This is a genomic window from Desulfovibrio sp. (assembly GCF_034006445.1).
Lineage (GTDB): Bacteria > Desulfobacterota > Desulfovibrionia > Desulfovibrionales > Desulfovibrionaceae > Desulfovibrio.
Map to the genome: position 1 here is coordinate 18968 of NZ_JAVESS010000004.1, position 25558 is coordinate 44525.

The window sequence follows — 25558 nt, forward strand, 5'->3', positions numbered from 1 at the left end:
AGGCGAGCCATGAAATTCTCTCTCTTTCTTTGCATTATGCTGGGTGTGGCTTTTTTCGCCATCAACCTCTTTCTGGTGCTGACCGCGTCACCCCGGAGTTTGCGAGTGTTTTCTCCCGCGCCTGCGGCCTCTTGCGTCATTCCCGCAAGATAGCCGTAACCTGCAGGCAGTTATGTAACGGCCTGCCCATTGGCGCAACCCGGTAGTGAAGCAACACCGCCAAACGCAATACACCAGCGTTTCCGTAACGCGCATGCCGCGCAAAACCGTCGCCCCTGAGGCGGCCCGCGAAAAAGGAGTTCCTGAGTCATGGACCATCCCCCTAGTAGCTTCGCAGCGAATGCCCCCAAAGTGTTCGCTGCGGACATGATGCGCTTCAACATTATTACCGCCGCATCGGCCGCAAGGCTGCATTTCCTCTCCTATACCGCATAGGCAGGACATGCTTCCGCCGCGCGCCCAAGCGGCAGGAGGCCATGCCAATGTTTTTTAATTTCCGCAAGGCGGCGCGCCCCGCGCCTGCCCACACCTCCCTTAAGGCCGCCGAGGCCGCCCAGAAAAGCCTCAACGAGCTTTTCACCAGCCTTGATTCGAGCAGCGAAGGCCTGCAGGAATCCCAGGCGGTGGCCCGGCTTGAGACTGAAGGCCGCAACGACGTCGCGCGCGAGCGTGTGCCCAACGTCATGGTGCAGCTCGCCGGGGCTTTTAATAATCCCTTCATTTACGTGCTGCTTCTTATCAGCGTTGTCAGCTTTTACAGCGACTACTGGCTGCCCCTTGGCGCTGGCGAAGAAACCGACGGCACCAGCGCCGCCATTGTGCTGTTCATGGTGCTGCTGAGCGGCTTCATGCGCTTCTGGCAGGAATACCGCTCGAACAAGGCCGCCGAAGCCCTGCAGGCCATGGTGCACACAACGGCCGCTGTTACCCGCCGCAATGAGGATGGACAGTCCGAAACCAGAGAAATCCCGCTGGCAGATCTGGTTCCCGGCGATATTGTGCGGCTTTCCGCCGGGGACATGGTCCCCGCTGATATCCGCCTTATCGAGTCGCGCGACCTTTTTGTCAGCCAGGCTGCCCTTACCGGGGAATCCCTGCCTGTGGAAAAATACGACACCCTCGCCGCTGTGGCGGAAAAATCCGCCGAAACCGCCGGAGCTGCCGCACCCTCTTCTGGCCGCGCCCTTGATTCGGGCAATATGTGCTTTATGGGAAGCAATGTGGTCATCGGCACCGCCACGGCCCTTGTGGTGGCCACCGGGGCCAACACCTATTTCGGTTCGCTGGCCAAAAGCATTGTGGGCACCCGCTCCCAGACGGCCTTTGACAGGGGCGTCAACAGCGTAAGCTGGCTGCTCATCCGCTTCATGCTCTGCATGGTGCCCATTGTCTTTTTTATCAACGGCTTCACCAAGGGTGACTGGAGCGACGCCTTCATGTTCTCCCTGGCCATTGCCGTGGGCCTCACGCCCGAAATGCTGCCGATGATTGTCAGCGCCAACCTGGCCAAGGGCGCGGTGGCCATGTCACGCAGCAAGGTGGTGGTCAAACGCCTCAATTCCATCCAGAACTTCGGGGCTATGGACATCCTGTGCACAGACAAAACCGGCACCCTGACGCAGGACAAAATCATTCTCGAACGCCATGTGGACGCCCTGGGAAACAGGGACGACGACGTGCTGCGCCTCGCCTGGATCAACAGCTATCATCAGAGCGGCATAAAAAACCTCATGGACAAGGCCATTGTCCATTTTGGCGAGCAGCACCCCGAAAACGGCCTGCCCCGCCACATGCACAAGGTGGATGAGCTCCCCTTCGACTTTGTACGCCGCCGCCTCTCTGTCATCGTGTCCGACACTTCCGGCGAGCACCTGCTGGTATGCAAGGGCGCTGTGGAAGAAATGCTCTCCATCGCGTCGGGCGTCTACGTGCACGGGCAGGTCGTGCCCATGGACGCCCAGTGGCGGCAAAAGATCATTGATCTGTCCGATGCGTACAACCGTGACGGTTTCCGGGTGCTGGCCCTGGGCGCAAAGGCCATCAAGGGCGACGACATCCGCCAGCAGTACACCACTGAAGCGGAAAAAGACCTGATCATCAGAGGTTTTCTCACCTTTCTTGATCCGCCCAAGGACAGTGCCGAATCCGCCATTGCCGCCCTGCGCGAACACGGCGTGAGCGTCAAGGTGCTCACCGGCGACACGCCGGTCATCACGGCCAAGATCTGCCATGAAGTGGGCCTGGAACCGGGAACCGTGCTCACCGGCGACCAGATTGACGCCATGAACGAGCAGGAACTGCTTGCAGCCACCCGCGAGCACGATGTGTTCACAAGGCTCACCCCCCTGCAGAAGTCGCGCATTATCAAAACGCTGCAACAGGGCGGCCACACGGTGGGCTTTCTTGGCGACGGCATAAACGACGCCCCCGGCCTGCGGGACGCGGACGTGGGCATTTCTGTGGATTCCGCCGCTGATATCGCCAAGGAATCCGCAGATATCATTCTGCTGGAAAAAAGCCTGATGGTGCTGGAAGAAGGGGTTGTCAAAGGCAGGGAAACCTTCGGCAACATCATGAAATATCTTAACATGACGGCGAGTTCCAACTTCGGCAACGTCTTTTCGGTGCTGGTGGCCAGCGCGTTCATCCCCTTTTTGCCCATGCTGCCCATTCAGTTGCTGCTCCAGAACCTCATGTACGACTTCTCGCAGCTTTCACTGCCCTGGGACAGGGTGGACAAGGAGTTTCTGCAAAAACCCCGCAAATGGGACGCCAAGAACATCGGCCGCTTCATGGTCTGGATAGGCCCCACCTCATCCATCTTCGACATAACCACCTATGCGCTCATGTGGTTTGTCTTTGGAGCAACCAGCGTCGAGATGCAGTCGCTCTTCCAGTCCGGCTGGTTTGTTGAGGGCCTTCTTTCACAGACCCTCGTGGTGCACATGCTGCGCACAAGAAAAATCCCCTTTGTGCAAAGCACCGCCGCGCTCCCGGTCTTGCTGCTCACAGGAACCGTCATGGCGCTCGGCATATACATGCCCTTCTCCGGGCTCGGCGAACTGGTGGGACTCGAACCCCTGCCCTGGAGCTACTTTCCCTGGCTGGCGGGCACCCTGCTGTGCTACTGCGTCGTGGCGCAGGCCATGAAGGTGGTGTATATCCGCAAGTTCGGCCGCTGGTTCTAGGAAACGCTGATTTATTTCGTTTGGCGGCGTTGCTCCGTTTTTTTGAAACAGTCGAGGACGAAAGAGTCCACTCCTGCTTCAAAAAAAGGTCGCGCCTTGCCAAACAAAATAACTGCGCGTTTCCAGGAGGCTCTTTATTCAGTGCTTCCTTAGCAATAGGGAACATGGTGCAATGCTGTGTGGGGGAAAGAATGCTGTGTGGGGGAGGGACCCTTTTGTAAAAGGGTCTCCTCCCCCACGCCCCCTCCCCCTAAAACTTTTATCGTATGGTAGTATTGAACTGAAAAACCCGGCAATTCCTGTTGGAATTGCCGGGACAGAACTATAAAGGGGCCGCAATGCGGCCCCTCACGCGTTTCACTTCAGTACATGTACGGTTGCCCTGGCCGCAGCCTGTAGCTCTGCTGCGGACAGATATGCTGCGAGAGCAAGCTCTTCGCACCCGGAGGGCTAGACAGTGTCTAATCCTGCTCAAGCTCGTGCTTGAGCCAGGACTTAACTTCAGGAGTCGGCGCGCTGATGCCTCGCCAGTCGCCATGCTCCTTACGAAATTCAGCCATAAGATTCTTGGGCAGCGGCAGGCTGATGAGATCGTCAGCCCTTTCGGAGTTGCGCCGAACCAGCCGCACCATGGGGGGACTCTGCCAGCTGTCCACAACAAAATAGTGGGCCACATCGTCCTTGGAACGAACCGGAGGATACTCCGAATGCCAGTCATTATTGCCCCATTCAAGGTACATGGTTACAGCATGCTCCGGGGTCAGGTTCCAGTCTATATCGTAAAGTGCAAAGTCCTTTAGTTGCGACATGGCGTCCTCCTCATTGGTCTTGTTCTATTAATAATCATTCTTGAAAGCCTTGGCAAGTCATGCTGACCGCAAAAAGTCTCAACCTGCTGGCAATGCTGCTGAATTCATGTGACAATTTATTATTAAAATAGTACGTTAGATCGTGGCTTAATGAAAGGTCGTGGCAACAGTATATTTTCAAAATCCAAACACGCCTGCCCGCGCCTGTTTGCGTGAACCGGCAGTCTCTTTATGCCAGCCCTCGCCGTGACCACGAACCCTGCTCACGTGGCACAGCGTGCCGGAAACACACTGTGTTGTCCCATGTGCAGCTTTTTTCCGCTGTCTCACTGGTCACAAAAGCCTGAAACTTTCACACGGTCACGCACCCCGCCGACCGATGGCATACGCGAAGGAGGTTGGCGGCGCATGCGGGTCTGCCCGCCCCCTTTGTGCAAGATATATCAGTAAGACGAAGGCTCTATTGCCCGCCAACTCTGGCTATGCTACCCCATAAGAGTAATAGTAACGTTAACCGTCAATTGCGGAGCTATCTATGGTTATGACAATCCGAGAGGCAACCTTCAAGCTTTTGCGCCAACTGGGCCTTACCACCATCTTTGGCAATCCCGGCTCCACGGAAGAAACTTTTCTTAAAGATTTCCCCAAAGACTTCCGCTATATACATACGCTTCATGAAGCTTCCGCCGTCGGCGCCGCTGACGGCTACGCCCAGGCCACCCGCAGGCCGGCGCTGGTGAATCTGCACACCTCGGCCGGAGTGTGCAATGCCATGAGCAATATTCTTTCGGCCAGGATGAACCAGACGCCCCTGATCATCACGGCGGGCAACCAGACCCGCGAGATGCTCCTCATGGAGCCGTGGCTCACCAATGTGCAGCCAGCGGAACTGCCCAAGCCCTGGGTCAAGTGGAGTTACGAACCTGTGCGGGCGGAGGATGTTCCCGCGGCCTTTATGCGGGCGTATGCCATGGCATTGCAGCCCCCGGCCGGGCCTGTATTTCTGTCCATCCCCCTTGACGACTGGGACAAACCCGCCATGGGCGAACCAGTGGCGCGGTGCGTGGCGCCCCGCATCGGGCCTGATCCCGAGCGCATCGCCAAATTTGCCGACGTGCTCTCCAAGGCCAAAAACCCCGCGCTTATCTATGGTGCGGCCATTGCCAGGGGCAACGGCTGGAAGCAGGCCATTGCCCTTGCCGAAAAGCTCAATGCCCCCGTTTGGGCGGCTCCCGCTTCGGAGCGGCCCCCCTTCCCCGAAGACCACCCCCTTTATGCCGGGGGCCTGCCCTTTGCCATTGGGCCGCTGGCCAAAAAACTCGACGGTCACGATGTGGCCATTGTCATCGGCGCGCCGGTTTTTCGCTACTACCCCTACGTGAAAGGCCCCTATATTCCAGAAAAACTGCACCTGCTGCACATTTCTGACGACCCGGAAGAAACCGGACGCGCTCCTGTGGGCGACAGCATGCTCTGCGACGCTGTACTGGCGCTGGAAGCGCTGGAAGCCCGCGTCAAGGCGCGCACCTCTGCCCCCAAGGTCAAAAAACAGGCCCAGCGCATGGCCCCGCAACCAGCCGCGCCCGAGCCTTGCCAATGCAATATGCTGACAGCACTGGAGCTTTTTAAAACCCTGCACGAAGCCACCCCTGACGAGACCGTTCTGGTGGTAGAATCGCCGTCCAACCTCGGCGAGTTGCACGCGGCCTGGCCGGTGAAGCTGCCAGACACTCTCTATACCTTTGCCAGCGGCAGCCTTGGCTGGAACCTGCCCGCCAGCGTGGGCATTGCTCTGGCAGAACGCGACAGTGGCCGCAACCGTCCGGTTTTGGCCATTATTGGCGACGGTTCCATGCAATATTCTGTTCAGGGACTCTGGACGGCGGCACAGCTTGAACTGCCCATTCTCTTTGTCATACCCAAAAACAGCGAGTACGCCATCCTGAAATCCTTTGCCGCCCTGGAAAAAACCACCGGCGTCCCCGGTCTTGACCTGCCCGGCCTTGACCTCGTCTCCCTTGCCAGGGGCTATGGCTGCGAAGCCCTGCGCATCGAAAACGCGGACGGCGTGCGCAAGGCCTGCGCTCAGGCTTTCAAGCGTTCTGGCCCCACCCTGCTTGAAGTTCCCATCCTTCCCACCATTCCTTCCCTGCTGTAGCAAAAAACGCTGCCCGGCCTTGTAAAAGGCCGGGCAGCGACTGTTCACCCGTCAGCAGCCGTGGGCTCTGCACGGACGCGGCAGCGTTGTGGACGCCCCGCACACAAAGGTTTTAGGGGGTGGGGGCGTGGGGGAGGCGACCCTTTTGCAAAAGGGTCCCTCCCCCACAAAACATTCCCTCCCCACAAAGTATTCCTTCCCCACAAAACATTACCGCCCCCACAAAGCATTACCCACTTTTTTCCTTGAACTTGCGCTGCGCCTCACGGACAGCCATGGCTTCACGTGACTTTCGGGCTTTTTCCTCTTCTGCGCGGCGCTGCTTGCGAACACGTTCAAGCCGTGCCTGCTGGGCCTGCTCACGTTGCAACCGCGCCTGTTCCAGCAGTTTTTCGCGTTTGCTGTCAAAAACAAGGGTGGAACGCAGGGCCGCAATGCCGAGGGCCACAACGGACACGATGAGGATAAGCACCTTCTGTATGGACCACTGATCGTCGCCCAGAACGTCACGCAGCCAGCCCAGGCGCAGGTTGTCGCCCCAAAAGACCACGACGGGCACGCCAATAAAGCAGAGCAGCAGCCCGATGAGCTCAATCCACAAAAATGTTTTGCCCATGGTGAGGCCGAAAAGCGTACCGTCGCGCACCATACGCAAGAATTGCAGACGCTTGCGCAGATTGCGCAGCAGTTCCGCCAGGCGCGGCGTATCGGCCTGCGTACGCCCGAAGGATTCTGCTTCCTTGAAATTGCAGGAAAAGGCGCGGTTGATAATGCCCGCGCTCTCATTGAAGTCGCGGCTGAACTGGCGCAGAGCAGCGGGAAAGGGAAACCATGAGGCTTCGTCGCGAATTTCTTGAATAATATCAAGATAATATTTGTACTTATTGCGCAGTTCTTCCACTTCGTGGCTGATGCAGGTTTCAAGCTCTTTTTCCAGAACCGGCAGTTCTTCCACGACCTTGAGGTAGGCAATATAGTTATTGGTATTGGCGAGTTTTTCCAGTTGCCGCACCTTTGCCCCAAGCTGCAACTGCACGAGATGCTCCGGCGGAAACCAGTCGTCAAGCCGGTCACGCAGGGAATTGATGGACCCGCCGTCCGCCTCGGCCTTTTTCTTGGCCTCGGCCCACAGGTCGTACAGGGAAGAAAGAATGAGCAGACGCCCCCGCTCCAGGGCCGGGTCCACCAGCACGCGGTTGAAGTACGTGGGATCTTCGCGGATAAGTTTTACCAGCAGATCCTGCACAGCCTCGGCAAAGCCCATTTTGACCTTGCAGGCCATTTCACGGTAGCGGACTTCGCGCCATTGGGGCATGACGCGCCATATCTGGGCATACTGCTCAATGGCCGTGCCAAAATGCCCCTGCTCTTCCTCGAGCCTGGCTTGCAAAAACTCGTTCCATGCCTGAAGCATGGGCGATGGGGCGAGCATGGCCGCTTCGCCAAAGGCTGCGGTGGCTCGGGGGAAGTCCTGCCGTTGCACGTGGCAGAAGCCCAGAACCATCCGCAAACGCCAGTCGCGTGGTTGCCGTCCAATGCTCAGGCTTGTTTTTTTGTCAATTTCTGCCAGCCCTTCGGGCGGGGCGGCGGCAAGCTTTTTCAGCAAATCCCAGGCCGGGCTGTCGTCATGGGGGGGCGGGGTCTCGCCTGGTTCGGGGTCACGCATGCGGTACAGCCAGTGCTGGGGCACATGGCGCAACTGGCACATGCCATTGATGTCCAGCACGCCTTGCAGCACGAGCGCCGCGTCGCCGCCTTCCGCCAGCAGGATGTCATAGCCCGCCGTATGCTGTTCGGTAAGCACCTGCTCGATGCGGCGAAAGCCGACGTTGATGGCGTCCAGATCCAGATTCGCCACATTGTCCCACAAATCCCGTCCACTGGGCGGGCATTGGCGTGTGGGGCACTGGGCTGCCGTGTGGCCGTGGATGCCGCAATAAAAACATCCGGCTTCCCCCGCGTCGCCCGCTGTGAGCTGGGCGGGCATGAGCAGGGGGATGGAACGCTCGCTGAGGCTGTTTTCGTCCAGCAGCACGTTGCACCAGCTGTCCATGCTCATCTGTTCGCCGGTATACCGCAGATCGCGAACCGTAAAGCCCTCGCCCAGCAGATAGGCGTTGCGATAGCTCAGGTAGGGGAAGTCCGGCATGAGGTTGTCCCACTGCAGGCCGATCTTCTTGGGCAGGTCGCTGTTGAAATTGAGATTGTTGCGGTCGGCAACCACGCAGACGCAAGGCCAGCAGGCCCCGTTCTCCTTGTCGCAGCCTTGCAGATATTCGCGCAGAAAGGTGCGCAGCATAAGCAGATTGTCCATGGCCAGCATCACAAAGGAGCCGCTGACGATGGACTTTATCTTGAGCCGCTGCAACAGCGCCTCGATCTTTTTGAACATGGCGCTCCAGCCGCTCTGGAAGGCCTTGTCCAAAGGGCTGCCCAGGGGGTGCAGGAGAACGAACCATGCCTGGGTGGAGGCATAGGGCATGCGCACGTCCACCAACATGGTGGCCCAGTCCACGGCGCTCATGCCCTGGCGGCCGGGGCTGCGCTCAAAATCGATGCCGGGGAGGTTTTTTTTGCCTTCGCGACTCTTGGGATGCACCCATACTTCAAGGCTGTCGCGCACCAGCATTTCCTGCGTCTGCAGGGCGCCGTCCAGCAAAAGATTCACGTCGCGCTTGCGGCCAAACTGCAGGCGTCCGGGAAAAAGCTCTATGCTTACAGACAGTTCGTTGAAATTGCCCCAGACCATAAGCCGGGCCAATGCCAGAAAGACGTCATCGGTAAAAAAGAACCACAGGGCCTGCTCTTCTTCTTCGCCCACCAGCATGCCGCCGTAGTTGAGCAGCGTCTGCCCCACGGCAGGAGCCAGTTTGCCATGCCAGCAGACCCACAGAACATGGCCCATGGTGCTCATGCTCATGTCTTGCGTGTCGGGAAGACGGGACAATAACTGCGATAGCTGGGCCATGAACAAAATCCTTTATGAAGGCGCGGGCCTGGTATAGACTGCCCAACGCCACAATCGGATGTGGATCAAAACAAGGCGGTTCCGCATGGATATTAACAAAACTCTTCAGGAACTCAAAGCCCGTCCCGGCTTCACCGAGCACGTGGGCATGATGCTCGTTCATAATGGCGTGGTACGGGGCTGGTCCCGCAACGATCGCTCCCCGGTCACTTCGGTAGACATCACGCCCGACCGGAAAAAGATGGCCGCCATTGTGGCCGAGATGGAGCAGCGCCCCGGCATTTTCGCCATTGTGGCCGATGCCGAGGAAGGCCTGCTCAAACCCGGCGACGACGTGCTCTTTCTGGTTGTGGCCGGCGACATACGCGAAAACGTCAAGGCCGTCTTTGCAGAGCTGCTGGACAGGATCAAGGCCGAAGCCGTCATAAAGCAGGAACATCTGCAAGACTGATCGCCAAACGTGACGCCCAAGCCTTACGCGACGCCAAGCCAGACTGAACGCCAAGCCAAACGGGATGCCAGGACTGACCGCCCAACCTGGCCAAAAGATTGACCAAAAGGCTGACCGTCATAACTGGCCGCCACCCCTGGCAGCAAGGCTGGCTGCACGTCTGACTGCAAGGCTGGCTGCGGCCCTGCCCAGCGCCCCCAAAAAATGGTTTCGCGGGCAGTGCTCTTTGTATTATATCGGCAGGGATAACAGAAGAATAAGTCCTGTGGCGAGAATAAGTCCTGCGGCTATTTTTCTTCCTGCCCGACATCGGCAGCTGCCGCGCGCCAAGGAGCTTCGGCAATATACCCGCACGCAGCGTGCCCGGCCGTCGCGCATGCGGCTTGCCGTGCCGAATCGATCACGGTCGCAGGGAATGTCGCAGGGGGTAAGTTTGTTCACCGTCACGCATGCGGCTTGCCGTGCCGCCACGGCGCGGCGGTCCCAATTTCACCTTTTCCGGCGGAGGCCGCGCCCGCCAGCATTGCCAACCCGGCATTTATGTCTTATTTTAGTGAGATGCCGCCAGCCCCCCAGGCTGCTCAGGACCGTGGGCCCTGAGCTTGCGCCGACGCGCCATAATGGCGTGTGCATCCGGGCCAATGGCGGCTTGCCCGTGCCCAACAGAGGAGACTTCATGTTCGGCTTTCTTTTCAAAAAAATATTCGGCAGCAAAAACGAACGTTATTTGCGCCGTCTGCGCCCCCTTGTGCAGCGTATCAATGCCTTGGAACCACAGATGCAGGAATTGGCGGACGAGGACTTCCCCCCCCGCATTCTCCAGTACAAAGATGCCGTCCAGCAGGAAGGCCAGAGCCTGGACGCCCTGCTTCCCGAGGTATTCGCCCTGGTGCGCGAGGCTTCGCGCCGCGTGCTGGGCATGCGCCACTATGACGTGCAGCTTATCGGCGGCATGGTGCTGCACAAGGGCAAAATCGCCGAAATGAAGACTGGTGAAGGCAAAACCCTTGTGGCCACCCTGCCGGTGGTGCTCAACGCGCTGTCGGGCAAGGGCGTGCATGTGGTCACGGTCAACGACTATCTGGCCAAGCGTGACTCGGCCTGGATGGGCCAGTTGTACGGCTTTTTGGGGCTGACCACGGGCGTCATCGTTCACGGTCTTGATGATGAAGAGCGCAAGCAGCAGTACGCCGCCGACATCACCTACGGCACCAACAACGAGTTCGGTTTCGACTATTTGCGCGACAACATGAAGTTCTACGGCCATCAGCTGGTGCAGCGCGGCCACAATTACGCCATTGTGGACGAAGTGGACTCCATCCTCATTGACGAAGCCAGAACGCCGCTCATCATTTCCGGCGCTTCCGACGAATCCGTGGGCTTTTACCGCACTGTGGACGAAATAGTCCGCAGGCTCCAGCCCGAGCACTACACCATTGACGAGAAAGCGCGCACCGCCATGCTTACCGACGAGGGCGTGGCCTACTGCGAAGAGATGCTCAAGGTCGACAACCTCTTTGACCCCGCCAATATCACGGCGCAGCATCACGTCATGCAGTCGCTCAAGGCGCACCAGATTTTCAAGCGCGATGTGGACTACATCGTGCAGGACGATCAGGTGGTCATTGTTGACGAATTTACGGGCCGCCTCATGGCTGGCCGCCGCTATTCCGACGGCCTGCACCAGGCCCTGGAAGCCAAGGAAGGCGTGACCATCGCCGCTGAAAACCAGACGCTGGCCTCCATCACCTTCCAGAACTACTTTCGCCTGTACGAAAAACTTTCGGGCATGACGGGCACGGCCGACACCGAAGCCGTGGAATTCCACCAGATCTACAATCTGGAGGTCATCTCCATTCCGCCCAACCGGCCCATGGTGCGCAAGGATTACCCCGACCTCATCTACCGCAGCCGTCAGGAAAAGTTCGACGCCATTGTGGAAGCCATCACCGAGCTGCACAAAAAAGGCCAGCCCGTGCTTGTGGGCACCATTTCCATTGAAACGTCCGAAATGCTTTCGCACCGCCTGAGCAAGCTGGGCGTTCCCCACAACGTGCTCAACGCCAAGCAGCACGAAAAAGAAGCCGAAATCGTGGCTCAGGCCGGTCAGGCGGGCAAGGTCACCATTGCCACCAACATGGCCGGACGCGGCACGGACATCGTGCTGGGCGAAGGCGTGGTGGATCTGGGCGGCCTGCACATCCTCGGCACCGAGCGGCACGAAAGCCGCCGCATCGACAACCAGTTGCGCGGCCGTTCAGGCCGTCAGGGCGACCCCGGCTCCTCCCGTTTTTACCTGTCGCTTGAGGACGACCTCATGCGTCTTTTCGGCTCTGACCGCATCAAGGGCCTGATGGAAAAACTGGGCCTGCGTGATGGCGAAGCCATTGAAAACGCCATGGTCACCCGTGCGGTTGAAGGCGCGCAAAAGCGCGTTGAAGCGCATCACTTTGAAATTCGTAAAACCCTGCTGGATTATGACAACGTCATGAACCAGCAGCGCGAAGTCATCTACGCGCTGCGCCGTGAAATCATGGTGGAAGCCGACCTTGACCCGGTCATGGACGAGTTCATGAACGACGTGCTGGACGACGTGTACGGCTCCATTGAAAACGTGCCCGTGGACGATCAGGACGGCCTCCGTCAGGCGGCCTTTGCCCGCCTGCGCGACGTATTCAACCTTGACCGCGTGCTGCCCGAAAACGCCCGCCTGCCCGAACGCGAGGAGTGCGCCCCCCTGGTGCACAAGATTCTTGACAGTCTCAGGGCCGAAACCGGCGACAGCTACCGCGACATCCAGCGCTACTTCATGCTTGAAGAGCTTGACCGCAGCTGGAAGGAACACTTGCGCAACATGGACGCCCTGCGTGACGGCATAGGACTGCGCGGCTACGGCCAGCGCGACCCCAAGCTGGAATACAAGCGTGAAGGCTTTGAACTGTTCCAGTCCATGCTCTTCCAGATACGCGAGAGCGTGTTCCGCGCCCTGACCAGAATCCGCGTGGCCCCCGCCGAGCCTGTGGTGGACGCCATTGAGGTGGCCCCCGAAGAGGCCGCGCCTCAGGGCCAGCCCCTTGCGCGTGAATTCCGCCATAAGGAGCGGGCCAGCAGCCTGTCCTACTCCGGCGGCGGCGATGCAGATGCCTCCAACACCCCGGCCAAGGCCGCGCCCCGTATTGGCCGCAACGACCCCTGCCCCTGCGGCAGCGGCAAAAAGTACAAAAAGTGCTGCGGCGTGGATAAATAGCAGCCGCGCCTCGCCGGGCTGCAACGCCAAACTGCGTCCCATACAGGGTACCCCGCACGGGGGAGCATGACCAACCACGGGCAGCATAGCCAGCAGCATGCCCGGCAGCACAACAATACAATGAACCGACAAAGAGGGGGTCGCGCAAAGCGCGGCCCCCTCTTGAACATTTTAACTTTGAAATGCTTCACATTTCAAAGTTTTCATTCAGCCGAAAAATGCGATTTGCGGCTGAATCCACGCCACGTTGTGGCGCGCTGTGCTTTTGCACAGCGTTAGAGCATTTACACTTTTTCAAAGTGTAAATGCTCTATTTGTATCTGAACCTGAAACAGGAATAAAAGTTTTAGGGGGTGGGGGTATGGGGGAGGCGACCTTTTTTCAAAAAGGTCCCTCCCCCAAAAGAAGATGTTACGCCATATCTTCCGTAAGGATCATGTTGCGGGCCGCCGCCGTTTCGTCCATGCGGCGCGCGGGCAGGGTCACGGGAGCGTCCAGCAGGGCCTGCGGGTCGCTCTTGGCCACGAGCATGATGTCTTCCAGAGCCTGCACAAAGGAGTCCAGGGTTTCCTTGCTTTCCGTTTCCGTGGGTTCGGCCATGATGCACTCATGGACGATCAGCGGGAAGTAGATGGTGGGCGCGTGGAAACCACGGTCCAGCAGGGCTTTGGCTATATCCAGTGCGCGGGTTCCCTGAGGCGCGGAGGCCACGAACTCGTGAGCGCACAGCCGTGCGGCATAGGGGATGTCCAGGACTTTTTCCAGACGCTTTTTCAGATAGTTGGCGTTGAGCACCGCGTATTCCGAAGCTCTGGTGAGCCCTTCGGCTCCGAGGCGCATCATGTAGGCAAGCGCACGAATCAGTATGCCGAAGCTGCCGTAGAAAGGCCCCATATAGCCGATGGACTGCGGCACGTTGTAATCAAGGGTGAACATGCCGTCCGGCCCCTTGCGCACGCGCGGGGCGGGCAGGAAGGGAATGAGGCGCTCGCCCACGCCAACGGGCCCGGCGCCGGGGCCGCCGCCGCCGTGCGGGGTGGACAGGGTTTTGTGCACGTTGAGGTGCACCACGTCAAAGCCCACGTCGCCCACGCGCATCTTGCCCATGATGGCGTTCATGTTGGCGCCGTCATAGTACAGCAGGGCGTCGATCTTGCGCAGTTCCGCCACGATGCGGGGCAGATGCACTTCCATAAGTCCCAGCGTGTTGGGGCAGGTCATCATGAGGCCCGCCACGTCTTCGCCGTGCTTCTGGATGGCGGCCACGATGGCATCGGGGTCAACCATGCCGTCGCGGGATTCGATATTGATGGTCTCAAAGCCCGCCAGAGCCGCCGAAGCGGGGTTGGTGCCGTGGGCGGCGTCGGGAATGAGTATTTTTTGGCGGTTACGGCCCTTGGCCTTGTGGTAGGCGGCGATGAGCTTGACGCCCACGAACTCGCCGTTGGCCCCTGCCATGGGCTGCAGGGTAAAGGCCTTCATGCCGGTGAGTTCGCAGAGCAGGTTTTCGGCCTGATACACGCACTCAAGCGCGCCCTGGGTGCAGCCAACGCCGCTGCCCAGTTGGGCGAGCATGGGGTGCAGACGCGTAAAGCCGGGCAGCGAGGCCACATACTCCGTGAACTTGGGGTTGTACTTCATTGTGCAGGAGCCAAGCGGATAGAAATTGGCGTCCACACAATAGTTGAGTTTGGAAAGCCCGGTAAAATGGCGCACCACGTCCAGTTCGGAGCATTGGGGCAAACGGGGCTCTTCCTTGCGCAGCAAGCCAGCGGGCAGCATGTCCGCAGCCTTGGGGGCGTCGGATTCTAAGCAAAAGGCGCTGCGACCGGGCACGGATTTTGCGAATATGGTTTTCACAACAGACCTCCCACGGTTTCGGCCAGCATGCCGATCTGCTGACGGCTGTTGCGTTCGGTGCAGGCCAGCAGCAAGACGTTTTCCATGCCGGGATAGTACCGGCCAAGAGGATAACCGGGCACGCAACCGTGTCCGGCCAGGGCGTCCACCAGCGACTGGGCCGGGATGGGCAGACGCAGGGCCACTTCATTGCCGTAAGGAGCGTCGTTGAGCAGCTCAATGCCCTTGATGGCGGTGAGGCGTTCCACGGCGTAGCGGGTAAGGGCCATGTTGTTTTCAGCCAGCCGCGTGAGGCCGCAGGGGCCGAGCAGCGACATGTAGATAAGCGATCTCAGGGCGCACAGTGCCTGGTTGGAGCAGATGTTGGACGTGGCCTTGGCCCGGCGGATGTGTTGCTCACGGGCCTGGAGGGTCAACACGTAGCCCGTTTTGCCGTCCACATCGTTTGTGCGGCCCACAATGCGGCCGGGGAACTGGCGGATATGCTCCTTGCGGCAGGTCATAATGCCCAGGTAGGGGCCGCCGAACGAAAGGGGCATGCCGAGGCTCTGCCCTTCGGCAACGGCCACATCCGCGCCCATTTCGCCGGGCGTTTTCAGCACCGACTGCATGACGGGGTACACGGAAATGACGCCGAAAGCCTTGTGTTCGCGCGCTTTGGCAAACACCTGTGTATAGTCGGCCACTGCGCCAAAGAAGTTGGGGTTCTGCACGATGACGGCGGCAGTGGTGTCGTCGATGGCAGCCATGAGCGCGTCAAGACGGCTCACGCCCTTTTCCTGTTTGACGGTTTTGAGATCAAGGTCAAGGCTGGAAATATAGGATGCCAGCATGACGCGCCAGATGGGGTTGACGGCCTCGTCCACCACCAGCACGCGGCGGCGGGTGGCGCGAACGGCCATCATGGCGGCCTCGAAAATGGCGGAACCGCCGTCGTACACCGAGGCATTGGCGCAATCCATGCCCATGAGGCGGCTTATGGCCGTCTGGAACTCAAAAATGGCCTGCAGGGTTCCCTGCGAGCACTCGGGCTGATAGGGCGTGTAGGAGGTGTAGAACTCGCTGCGCCCTGAAAGCGCGTCCACAGCCTTGGGGATGTCGTGGGCATAGTAGCCCGCGCCAAGGAAGGACATGATATCCGGGCAGTTTTTGGCGGCCAGGCCCTCAAAGTAGGCGCAAACGTCAGCTTCTGACTGACCTTTGGGCAGATTGAACTGTTTGGGGCGCATTTCCGGAGGAATATCGGCAAAAAGGCCGTCCAGATCGCGCACACCAACCACGGAGAGCATTTCTTGCAACTCTTCCGGTGTGTGGGGGATGTATGGCATATCTGCTCCTTGAGCATGTTACGCGTGACGGATGCCTGGGAGGTAAGGGCTTATCCGTTGGAATGCGTTTTGGCTGCGCCCGCCGCTCGCGTTGAGCTGGCGGGCCTGTGCGCCGCATCGCCGCATCCCGGGCCGCAACCCCGGGTTGCCGTTACCAGTTCCCCAAAGCATGGGGCTGGTCTGGATTCCAGACCAGATTCGAAAAACACCGCCGGGAAAGGGAGTGCGCTCCGGCATGAAGGGCCATCCTGCGCGGCATGACGGCGGGCAGCCCGCCTTGCACGGCATGACAACGGAATTCGGCCAGAGAACAACACCCGTGACGGGTTTTAGACCAGATTAACTTTGAAATGCTTCACATTTCAAAGCTGTCATTCTGCCGAAAAATACGGTTTCCGGCAGAATCCACGCCACGTTGTGGCGCGCTGCACTCCCGTGCAGCGTTAGAGCATTTTACCTTATTTCAAAGGTAAAATGCTCTAATGGCCTTCAGTGGCGCAAAAAGCCTCGTACGCTGCCGCGTCCATAAGGCCTTCGGGCTTGCGGGAAACATTGACCTTCAAAAGCCAGCCCTCGCCGTAGGGATCGCTGTTGCATTTTTCAGGGGCGTCTTCCAGGGCGGTGTTGACGCTGGTGACATCGCCGCTCACCGGCGAAATCAGGTCGCTGGCCGCCTTGACGGACTCAACGGAACCGAACTCCCCTTCCTCGCTCACTTCGTCGCCCACCAGGGGCAGTTCCACATAGGTGATGTCGCCGAGGGATTCCTGGGCAAAGTGGGTGATGCCCACCACTGCCTCGTCGCCCTCAAGGCGAACCCATTCGTGGCTTTTGCTGTACAACAGATTCGTGGGATTGGTAGCCATATGCGTTCTCCTGAAAGTTGTTGGGAGCTAAGTACGCGCCGTGGCGGCACGCAAACCATCACAGATTCAACCCCGTAAGCGGCGTACGGCATGGGCCGCTGGCCGCCTCACGCGGGCGTCAGGCCAGTTTTTTGCGGGCCGTGCCTTCTTTGTAGAAGGGAACGTCCACCTTCGCGGCGGGCAGTTCCGTTCTTGCGGCGCGCACCACAAAGTTTTCCTTGTCGGCATGGGCGGCGTCCACCCAGGCAAAGGCAATGACATAACCGAGAGAAGGCGCGATGGAACCGCTGGTGACGCGGCCCACGGCATCGCCGCCGGGCAGGGCCACGACATCGCCATGACGGGCGGAACGGCGGCCTTCGATCTTCAGGGGCATCAGAACCTCGCGGATGACCTGCGCCCCTTTCTTGCCCACATAGTCCGCCTGACTCGTCATCATGCGGCCCATGCCAGCTTCGGCCGGGCTGTGGTCTTCATCAAGGTCATGTCCGTACAGGGGCAGGCCCGCCTCAAGGCGCAGGGTGTCGCGCGCGCCAAGGCCCACGGGCTTCACGCGCTCGTCGGTCAGCAGGGCTTTCCAGAAGTCTTCTGTCTTGCTGGCGGGCAGATAGAGTTCGTAGCCCAGTTCGCCGGTGTAGCCTGTGCGGCTCACCAGCACGGGCACGCCCTGCCACTGCGATTCGCGGAAGGAGAAGTAACCGAGGTCATGAAAGTTCTGGCCCATGAGCTTTTCAAGCACGTCCAGCGATTCCGGACCTTGCAGGTCCACCTTGCCAGTCTCGCTTGAAATATCCGTAATTTTCACGTTTTCCGGCAGGCGGGCACGCAGGGTGGCCAGATCGTTTTCCGCGCAGGCGGCATTGACCACAGCCATGAAGGATTCCGGCCCAAAACGGTAAATGATGCCGTCGTCAAGCACGCCGCCCTTTTCATTGAGCAAAAAGCCGTAGCGGCATTTTCCGGGAGCCAGGGTTTCAAGGTTGTGACTTACGGCAAGCGACAGAGCCTCTGTCGCGCCGGGGCCTTCAATGCGGAACTCGCCCATGTGGCAGATATCAAAAATACCGGCATGGTTTCTGGTATGCAGGTGTTCCGCAAGGATTCCTTCATACTGGATGGGCATGAGCCAGCCGGCGAAAGGGGCCATCTTGGCGCCCTGGGCTTCATGCCAGGAGGTTAGCGGGGTACGCAAATCCGACATGTTTTCTCCTTGTTCTGGGTGTGGTTACAAAATTACTGCGTCATGCCAGGCACTGGGCGCAGTCCCCTAAAAAACCATCAACGCACTTATACACAGATGATACCACTTGCAAAGGACGGACACAAGAAGTGTGAAATAATTATCAGCATTCTTTGCGCACTACGGTTTCGCTCGTAGCACACGCAACACGCTTCAAATATTAATCAAAGTTTTTTTCACGCCTGCCCGTTGTCGTTCAGTTTTTTACGCCTGGGCAAAAAACCTTGTCATAACAGACGGTTCGCAATTGCTGAAATAGCGGGACAAGTCAGCCTGATTCAAAGCGTGTTCCAGGTGTTCCGGTTCTCGTGAAACACCAATAAGGAGGCGCTCCAACTCTTGAATGCCCTCACCTGCATTGCAGAAAAAATCGCCCAATATTTTACAGGCAGCTATGTGCCCGCCTTTTACGTCCATGCGCAGTTCAACTGTGCCCCAATCAAAGCGCTGCCGCTTGCGCTCGGTAAAATTGGGCATGGCCCCGTAGTTCCAGCTCCACTGCCGGTATTTTTCATCGGCCAGCTTTTGGGCCTCGGCCACAAGGGCGTCGTCCACCGTGCCGGGAGCGTCGGCGCAACGGCGCAGCAGGGCCGCTGTCAGAGCCACGATATCACTGCCGGAACGCCAGTATTCCGAAATATTGCCCACCCGCGACCGCACCGAGGCAACGCCCTTGGAGCGCATTTTTTCCGGGTCCACATTCAAAGCGTCCACAAGCCGCTCAAAATTCACGTCAATGAGCAGGGTCCCGTGGTGCAGCACCTTGCCCCGCCGCAGCATCTGCCCGCTGCCGGAAATTTTGCGCCCATTGGCCTCAATGTCGTTGCGGCCCGACAGCACGGCCTGCACGCCAAGATCGGCCAGCGCAGCGCACACGGGTTCGAGATAACGCCTGAAGTCCACTTTTTCGCGGCCATTGGCGTGTTCAATAAAGGAAAAATTGAGATTGCCCGTATCGTGGTACACGGCTCCGCCGCCGGTTATACGGCGTACCACAGGCAGATTTTCGCGCCGTATGAAGTCTGCATTCACTTCATCGGCGGTGCATTGATGGCGGCCCACAATGACCGAGGGGCCATTCTGCCAAAGCAGAAACCAGCCGGGATGACCAGCAGGCAAGGACTGGAACAGAACTTCTTCAAGCGCAAGGTTAAAGGCTGGATCAAGGGTTGAAAAAGTCAGATGCTCCATGCTTTCTCCTCTAGAGCATTTAACACTTGAAATGCTCGCGTACGGCAGGCAAAAGCCCGCCTACTCGCATTTCGTGGCAAGGATTTTCAGAAAAATCCTTGCAGAGCATTTAACTCATTTCATTCGTAAACTGCTCCAAAAAAGAGAATGCCGTTCTTCGGGTGGCAAGGTCAAGAGAGCGGGAGGATATTTCCAAGATTATTGACAAAATTTATCAAGGCATCAAGGATTTCGCCCTGCTCCGAGCCTGTGCCGGGGCATGGCGCGGAGCAAGTCTGGGCATGGCGCGGGGCAGGCGCGGGGTACGGCTTTTTTTCGTGAGCGCGCGATCCAGTGTCCATTTCGGGGGGGGGGAACCTCCGCCCGCGCCCATTCAAGACGGCTTTGCGCTAGCCCGCGTCCGCAAGGGCACGGGCCACGGCCTCGCCGTCCACCTGCCCGCGCTCAAAAACTTGCTGCACACGGCCTTCCGCCATGATGACCAGCCGCTCTCCCAGGCGCACGGCCTGCTCCGGATTGTGCGAAACCACCAGCAGCGGATACTCGGAGGCAAGACGCAAAAGCAGGCTTTCAATCTCCTCCGTGGCATGAACGTCCAGGGATGCCGTGGGCTCGTCCAGCAACAGCATGGCCGGCTCCAGAGCCAGCGCCCGCGCCAGGCAGAGGCGCTGCTGCTGCCCGCCGGAAAGTCGATCCGCAGGCGTATCAAGGCGGTCTTTGACCTCCTCCCACAGGCCCACGCTCACGAGCGCCTCACGGGTTTTCAGGCCGCGCTCCTTTTCGGGCAGGCCCGCCACCACTTCAAGGGGCAGGGCAAGGTTGCGTTCCACGCTGACGGGCAGGACGTTGGGCGTCTGAAAAACCATGCCCACCAGACGGCGAAGTTGCGCCAGCGGGCGCACGGACACGCCGGGCGCGGGATATATGGCTTCAAGCCCGCGCCCAAGATCAAGCTCCACCACGCCCGAGGTGCGGCAGTGAAAAAAAGTCTCGTTCAGACGGTTCAAGGCGCGCAGCAAGGTGGTCTTGCCCGAACCGGAACGCCCGGCAAGCACGGTGATGCCCCGCCCGGGGGCCTCCATGCGGACATTGTGCAGCACCTGCTGCTGCCCGAAATACACGCACAGATCATTGATGCGAACCGCAGAACTCACGCTACCCCCTGCCAGCGCTGGCGAAAGCGCTTTTCCATACGCCGGGCGCAAAAAAGCAGGGCCGACGACAGCAAAAGCAGCACCAGAGCCGCTCCGAAACCGCGCAGCAATTCGTCCGTATTCTGGTACTGCGCAGCGGTATAGTAAATGGAAAAAGGCAAAGCCTCAAACTTGTCCGCCAGCCCGCCGGGCAGTCCGGCATTGGCCACAACGCCCGTAAGCATGATCACCGCCGTGTCTTCGGCTGCCCTGCCCGTGGCCAGCAGCACGCCACCCCATATGCCAGGCCCGGCGGCAGGCAGCAGAACCCTGCGGGCAAGCTGCCGCCGGGTAAAGCCCAGCGCGGCTCCTGTGAGGCGCAGACTGTCGGGCACAGCCTCCAGAGCTTCACAGGTGGTGGTCACAATGACCGGCAACACCAGAAGGGCCAGGCAGCAGGCCGAGAGCAGCAGGGACGTGTTGGCTCCGGGCCAGACGGAATGACGCAGAAAAAGTATGAGCGTAAAGCCGAAAAGCCCCATGACGATGGAAGGCGTGCCCGCCAGTACATCCATGGCCAGACGGATGCGCCCGGCCTGACGCGCCGGAGCGAATTCCGCCAGATACAGACCGCAGCCCACGCCGGGAAAAAGGGCCAGCGCCATGGTCAGGCCCACGAGATACAGGGTTCCCGCGCAGGCTGGCCACAGTCCGTCCCACACAGGGCGGCGTCCCAGCAGGGCGTCCAGGGGCGGCACGTCGCCAAAAAGCAGATGGCTGCCCAACTGCGGAGCGCCCTTGACGGTCAGAAAGCCCAATAGAAAAAGCACGGCCGCACATGGGATGACGGCACAGGCGCGCAACAGCCAGCGCATGCACATCTGCACAAGAGCGCCGCGCCTCATGCCGACGCCTCATGCTGCGACGTGGCCGTCGTTTCGTTCTTCCGGCTGACAAGTCGACGCAAGGCCAGGCTTGCCGCCGTATTGACCGCCAGCAGAACGAGTCCTGCCACAAAAAGGGAATTGTACGCCGCCCCGCCCACCTCATTGGCCGTGACCAGAGCCATGTGCGCCGTGAGGCTGCGCATGCTTTCGGCCAGGCCGCCGGGCACGTGCGTGGCGTTGCCCGCCAGCATGAGCGGAATGAGCGTGTCGCCCACGGCCCTGCCAAAGCCCAGCACAGCGGCGCTGGCCAGATTGCGGCCAGATCGGGGCAGCACAAAAAGGCGCACCAGGTCAAAACGGCTGAAACCCATGGCCAGGCCCCAGGGGCAAAGCCGCTCAAACCGCGGTCGCAGGCCCGCCATCAGGATCAGCGTCATGGTTGGCAAAATCAGCAGAACCAGCATCACGCCAGCGGCGGCCAGACACATGCCAGTGCCGCCCAGCAGCGCCCGCGCAAAGGGCGTCAGCAGAAAAACGGCGGCAAAACCGTACACAACCGTGGGCACCGTGGTCATGAAGCGCACAAGGGATTCTGTAAAGCGAACCAGGGGCTGCAGGGCGGGAGATTCTTCGGTAAGCAGCCAGCAGCTCAGGCCCACGGCCAGAGGCCAGCCCAGCAGCAGGGCCACTGCGGCAAGGGCCAGAGACCCCACGCACATGGGCAGGATGCCGAACCTCCCCTGCGTGGGCTGCCAGACCCAGTCAAGGGGGCCGCCGGGGCCGGGAAGTCTTATGGCGGGCAGGGCTGCCATGACGACCATGGCAAAAAGCAGCACCACGGCCAGCACTGCCACCCATACCGACAGGCGCAGGGCAAGGCCCGGACTGTCCGTATGATCCGCCGTTTGCAGGCCCGCAGGCGGAAGCGCCGCAGCGCTCCCGCCTTGAAGGGCTGACGTAGCCCTATTTTTTGACATAGGGGATGTAGCCAGCCTTGGACACAATCTCCTGCCCGGCAGGAGTAAAGATGTAGTCCACAAAGCCCCTGGTGATGCCCTGGGGCTCGCCCTTGGTGTTCATGTACAGCAGGCGGGTGACGGTGTACTGCCCGGAGGCGGCGTTTTCCTGGCTGGGGGCCATGCCGTCCACGCTTACGCCCTTGATGCTCTTGTCCAGGTGGCCGATGCCCACATAGCCGACGGCGTTGGGATCCTGACTGATGGCGGTTTTCATGGCTCCGTTGGAATTGACCACATTGGCCGCCGCGGCGGATGCGCCCTTGTCCAGAGCGCGCTCTTCAAAGGTCTCGCGGGTGCCGCTGCCGTCTTCGCGCACATAGAGGGATATGGGGGCGTCAGCGCCGCCCACTTCCTTCCAGTTGGCGATCTTGCCGGAGAAAATATCCTTGATCTGGGCCTTGGTCAGCCCCTCGACCCTGTTGCCCGGGTTGACGGCCACGGCCACGCCGTCAATGGCGAAAGGAAAGGACACGAGGCCGTACTTTTCCACTTCAGCAGGCTTGAGGGCGCGGCCAGTATTGCCGATCTGCACAATGCCCTCGCCCACCTTCTGCACGCCCACGCCGGAACCGCCGCCGGCCACGGTGATGCGCACGGCGGGGTTGGCCTCCATAATCTGCCTGGCGGCTTCCTTCATAACAGGGATGTGGGCAGTGCCGCCCGCGATGTCGATAACGCCCTTCTGGCCCTTGAAGGCGTCCAGGGGCGCTGCCGGAGCGGCGGCCAGGGCCGTGCCCATGCCGCACAAAAGCAAAAGGGCCGCGAGGATTCCACGTTTCATGATTGTCTCCTACGGTTAGCGTGAACGGGTGGCGCGCATGCGCCGCACAACACAACAATTGGCGTGACCACGCCGCCGGGAGTCAGGTGTAAGGAAGAAGCCGCCCTCGCAGACAGCATAAAGGCTATCCGCTACCAGAGCGCGGGAGACATCCAGCCCCACCTGACTAACGGTCAGGTGACGCCCAAAAAACGGAACAGGGATGCTTTTGCGGTCGCGGATTCCACAAAAAACAGGGAGCCGCGCCAGCACTGCCTCCACAGAGAGGGAGTCGAAGTGTTGCAAAAGTCAACCATGGCAAAAACAGTATCCGAGGGGTTTTATCTGGTCAAGCGAGGTAACATGCGCTTTCGCGCGCTGTTTCTGTGCAGGACGCCCAGGGCCGCCCGCGCGGCGCGGGGTGGCAAGTTTGCCCGCGCGAAAAAGGGACGCCTCCTGACCGGCCCGCGCGGCGCGCATCTACAGGCCGAAAAAGCGGCGGGCGTTGTTCCCGCACACGCGCCAGACCTCTTCCGGCTCCTGCCCGCGCGCCTCGGCCACGGAGCGGGCCGTAAATACCGTAAACGCGGGTTCGTTGCGCTTGCCGCGCCAGGGCAGGGGCGCGAGATAGGGAGCGTCGGTTTCCAGCATGAGGCGGTCGGCAGGGATCAGGGCCACAGCCTGCCGTAGTTCTTCATTGGCCTTATAGGTAACAGGGCCGGGAACCGAGATATGCCAGCCGTTGCCAAGGATGCGCGCGGCCATGTCCGGCCCCTTGCCAAAGCAGTGCCACAGCAGGGGGTAATCCTTGAATCCCTGCGATTCCAGAACCATAAGGGTTTCTTCTTCAGCCTCGCGGCAATGGATCACCACAGGCCGCCCCACTTCACGCGCCAGATGCAACTGGGTGGTAAAGGCCTCATACTGCACCTCGCGGGGGCAGTCGTCCCAATAAAAATCCAGCCCTATCTCGCCCACCGCTTTCAGGCGAGGGTCTTCGGCAAAGGCGCGGCGCATGGCCTCAAGCGCCTGCGGCGTGCAGCCCAGCCCGTGGCAGGGATGGATGCCCAGCAGAAAAAACACCTGCGGGTGCGCCTCGAAATACTGCCGCCTGGCGGCGAAGTCTTCCGGCCCCAGAAAGACGTTGCCCACTTGGGCCACGCCGCAGGCGCGGGCGCGCTCAAGCACTGCCTCACGGTCCTGGTCAAATTCCTCGCCGTCCAGATGGGCGTGGCTGTCCACGCCTTCAGGCGGCAACGCCACGGTAAGGGGATCAATACGTTCAACGGATTTCTTGGACATGCGTACCTCGCGCCGATACATAGCAACGCGTGCGGTCAAGGGCAAGTCGCCGCCCATGCCGTACGTATATCCATATGGCCGTGAACGTCATTGCCAAGCATGGATAATAGGACTATGCTTAAGCGTTTTTGTAGCACCAACGCATGATCCAACAATATCTTCCCGGGGGAAATATGCATCTCCGCAAACGTATACTTGTTACAGGCGGTTCAGGCTTTCTGGGTTCTCACCTGTGTGAAAGACTGCTCAACGAAGGCCACGAGGTTCTCTGCCTGGACAACTTTTTTTCCAGCGCCCGCGCCAATGTTGAAGAATTCCTCGACAACAGAAGGTTTGAACTCATCCGCCATGATGTGACCTTTCCCCTCTACGTGGAAGTGGACGAAATCTACAATCTGGCCTGCCCGGCCTCGCCCATACACTATCAGCACGACCCCGTGCAGACCATCAAGACCTGCGTTCACGGGGCCATCAACATGCTGGGCCTGGCCAAGCGGCTCAAGGCGCGCATCTATCAGGCTTCCACCAGCGAAGTGTACGGCGACCCCGAAATCCATCCGCAGCCCGAGGACTACTGGGGCCACGTGAACCCCAACGGCATCCGCTCCTGCTACGACGAAGGCAAGCGTTGCGCCGAAGCCCTGTTTTTCGCCTACTGGCGTCAGGGCGGCCTGCCCATCAAGGTGGGACGCATCTTCAACACCTACGGCCCCAAGATGCACCCCAACGACGGGCGTGTGGTGTCCAACTTCATTATCCAGGCGCTCAAGGGCGAAGCCATCACCATTTACGGCGATGGCAGCCAGACGCGCTCCTTCTGCTATGTGGATGATCTCATCGAATGCATGGTGCGCTTCATGGCCTCGCCGGAAGATTTCATCGGCCCCATGAACATGGGCAACCCCGGTGAATTCACCATCCGCGAACTGGCTGAAAAGGTTGTGGAAATGACAGGCAGCAAATCGGTCATCAGCTACGAACCGCTGCCCTGCGACGACCCCAAGCAGCGCAAGCCCGACATCACCCTTGCCCGTGAAAAACTGGGCTGGGAGCCTCAGGTCAAGCTCGAAGACGGCCTGAAAAAAACCATTGCGCACTTTGAGGATATGCTGAAACAGGGCATGGCCTAAACGCCGTCCGCAACCCCCGGA

The 25558-nt window shown here is 59.8% G+C and carries 19 protein-coding genes; 7 read left to right on the forward strand and 12 right to left on the reverse strand.

Annotated elements, in window-relative coordinates:
* Positions 1-9 precede the first annotated feature (9 nt).
* From RBR41_RS06280 to mgtA, 3 genes are all read left to right on the forward strand, one after another.
* Positions 10-153: a hypothetical protein gene (locus RBR41_RS06280; protein WP_320351733.1), complete on the forward strand. Its 144-nt coding sequence runs from the start codon at positions 10-12 to the stop codon at positions 151-153.
* 156 nt (positions 154-309) lie between these two features.
* Positions 310-435: a hypothetical protein gene (locus tag RBR41_RS06285; RefSeq protein WP_320351734.1), complete on the forward strand. Its 126-nt coding sequence runs from the start codon at positions 310-312 to the stop codon at positions 433-435.
* Between the two features lie 47 nt (positions 436-482).
* Positions 483-3188 (forward strand): magnesium-translocating P-type ATPase, encoded by a 2706-nt coding sequence (gene mgtA, locus RBR41_RS06290; protein ID WP_320351735.1) that lies wholly within the window; start codon positions 483-485, stop codon positions 3186-3188.
* Between the two features lie 461 nt (positions 3189-3649).
* Here mgtA and RBR41_RS06295 read toward each other — a convergent pair whose 3' ends face one another.
* Positions 3650-3997 carry a DVU0772 family protein gene (locus RBR41_RS06295; RefSeq protein WP_320351736.1) on the reverse strand — a complete coding sequence of 116 codons (348 nt, stop codon included), beginning with the start codon at positions 3995-3997 and terminating at the stop codon, positions 3650-3652.
* 535 nt (positions 3998-4532) lie between these two features.
* Here RBR41_RS06295 and mdlC point away from each other — a divergent pair.
* Positions 4533-6155, forward strand: coding sequence for a benzoylformate decarboxylase (gene mdlC, locus RBR41_RS06300; protein WP_320351737.1), 1623 nt, complete (start codon positions 4533-4535; stop codon positions 6153-6155).
* Positions 6156-6384: 229 nt separating this feature from the next.
* Here mdlC and RBR41_RS06305 read toward each other — a convergent pair whose 3' ends face one another.
* The gene (locus RBR41_RS06305) at positions 6385-9123 is read right to left on the reverse strand and encodes a hypothetical protein (RefSeq protein WP_320351738.1); all 2739 of its coding nucleotides are present in this window, start codon (positions 9121-9123) and stop codon (positions 6385-6387) included.
* A gap of 85 nt (positions 9124-9208) precedes the next feature.
* Here RBR41_RS06305 and RBR41_RS06310 point away from each other — a divergent pair, with 85 nt between their 5' ends.
* Positions 9209-9574, forward strand: a complete 366-nt coding sequence (locus tag RBR41_RS06310) for a molybdenum cofactor biosynthesis protein MoaE (protein ID WP_320351739.1) — start codon at positions 9209-9211, stop codon at positions 9572-9574.
* Positions 9575-10250: 676 nt separating this feature from the next.
* Complete coding sequence (gene secA / locus RBR41_RS06315; protein ID WP_320351740.1) at positions 10251-12821, forward strand: preprotein translocase subunit SecA; 2571 nt, start codon at positions 10251-10253, stop codon at positions 12819-12821.
* A gap of 411 nt (positions 12822-13232) precedes the next feature.
* Here the strand turns inward: secA and gcvPB are convergent, their stop codons facing one another.
* From gcvPB to RBR41_RS06365, 10 genes are all read right to left on the reverse strand, one after another.
* Entirely contained in the window at positions 13233-14681 is a 1449-nt protein-coding gene (gene gcvPB / locus RBR41_RS06320; protein WP_320351741.1) for an aminomethyl-transferring glycine dehydrogenase subunit GcvPB, read from the reverse strand.
* Entirely contained in the window at positions 14678-16009 is a 1332-nt protein-coding gene (gene gcvPA, locus RBR41_RS06325) for an aminomethyl-transferring glycine dehydrogenase subunit GcvPA (protein ID WP_320351742.1), read from the reverse strand. Before gcvPA ends, gcvPB begins: the two co-directional genes overlap by 4 nt.
* A 479-nt stretch (positions 16010-16488) precedes the next feature.
* Positions 16489-16875 carry a glycine cleavage system protein GcvH gene (gcvH, locus tag RBR41_RS06330; RefSeq protein ID WP_320351743.1) on the reverse strand — a complete coding sequence of 129 codons (387 nt, stop codon included), beginning with the start codon at positions 16873-16875 and terminating at the stop codon, positions 16489-16491.
* 118 nt (positions 16876-16993) lie between these two features.
* Entirely contained in the window at positions 16994-18076 is a 1083-nt protein-coding gene (gene gcvT / locus RBR41_RS06335; RefSeq protein WP_320351744.1) for a glycine cleavage system aminomethyltransferase GcvT, read from the reverse strand.
* A 243-nt stretch (positions 18077-18319) separates the two neighbouring features.
* Positions 18320-19306 (reverse strand): lipoate--protein ligase, encoded by a 987-nt coding sequence (locus RBR41_RS06340; protein ID WP_320351745.1) that lies wholly within the window; start codon positions 19304-19306, stop codon positions 18320-18322.
* Positions 19307-19695: 389 nt separating this feature from the next.
* On the reverse strand, positions 19696-20460 hold the full coding sequence (locus RBR41_RS06345) for a phosphate ABC transporter ATP-binding protein (RefSeq protein ID WP_320351746.1): 765 nt from the start codon (positions 20458-20460) through the stop codon (positions 19696-19698).
* Positions 20457-21344, reverse strand: a complete 888-nt coding sequence (locus tag RBR41_RS06350; RefSeq protein WP_413785136.1) for a PstA family ABC transporter permease — start codon at positions 21342-21344, stop codon at positions 20457-20459. The genes RBR41_RS06345 and RBR41_RS06350 overlap by 4 nt, the downstream gene beginning before the upstream one ends.
* Positions 21341-22303: a PstC family ABC transporter permease gene (locus RBR41_RS06355; RefSeq protein ID WP_320351747.1), complete on the reverse strand. Its 963-nt coding sequence runs from the start codon at positions 22301-22303 to the stop codon at positions 21341-21343. The genes RBR41_RS06350 and RBR41_RS06355 overlap by 4 nt, the downstream gene beginning before the upstream one ends.
* Positions 22290-23126 (reverse strand): phosphate ABC transporter substrate-binding protein, encoded by an 837-nt coding sequence (locus RBR41_RS06360; RefSeq protein ID WP_320351748.1) that lies wholly within the window; start codon positions 23124-23126, stop codon positions 22290-22292. Before RBR41_RS06360 ends, RBR41_RS06355 begins: the two co-directional genes overlap by 14 nt.
* Before the next feature lie 459 nt (positions 23127-23585).
* Complete coding sequence (locus RBR41_RS06365) at positions 23586-24407, reverse strand: TatD family hydrolase (RefSeq protein WP_320351749.1); 822 nt, start codon at positions 24405-24407, stop codon at positions 23586-23588.
* Positions 24408-24580: 173 nt separating this feature from the next.
* Here RBR41_RS06365 and RBR41_RS06370 point away from each other — a divergent pair, with 173 nt between their 5' ends.
* A complete protein-coding gene (locus RBR41_RS06370) occupies positions 24581-25537 on the forward strand; it encodes a UDP-glucuronic acid decarboxylase family protein (protein WP_320351750.1) in 957 nt (318 codons plus the stop codon).
* Positions 25538-25558: the final 21 nt, after the last annotated feature.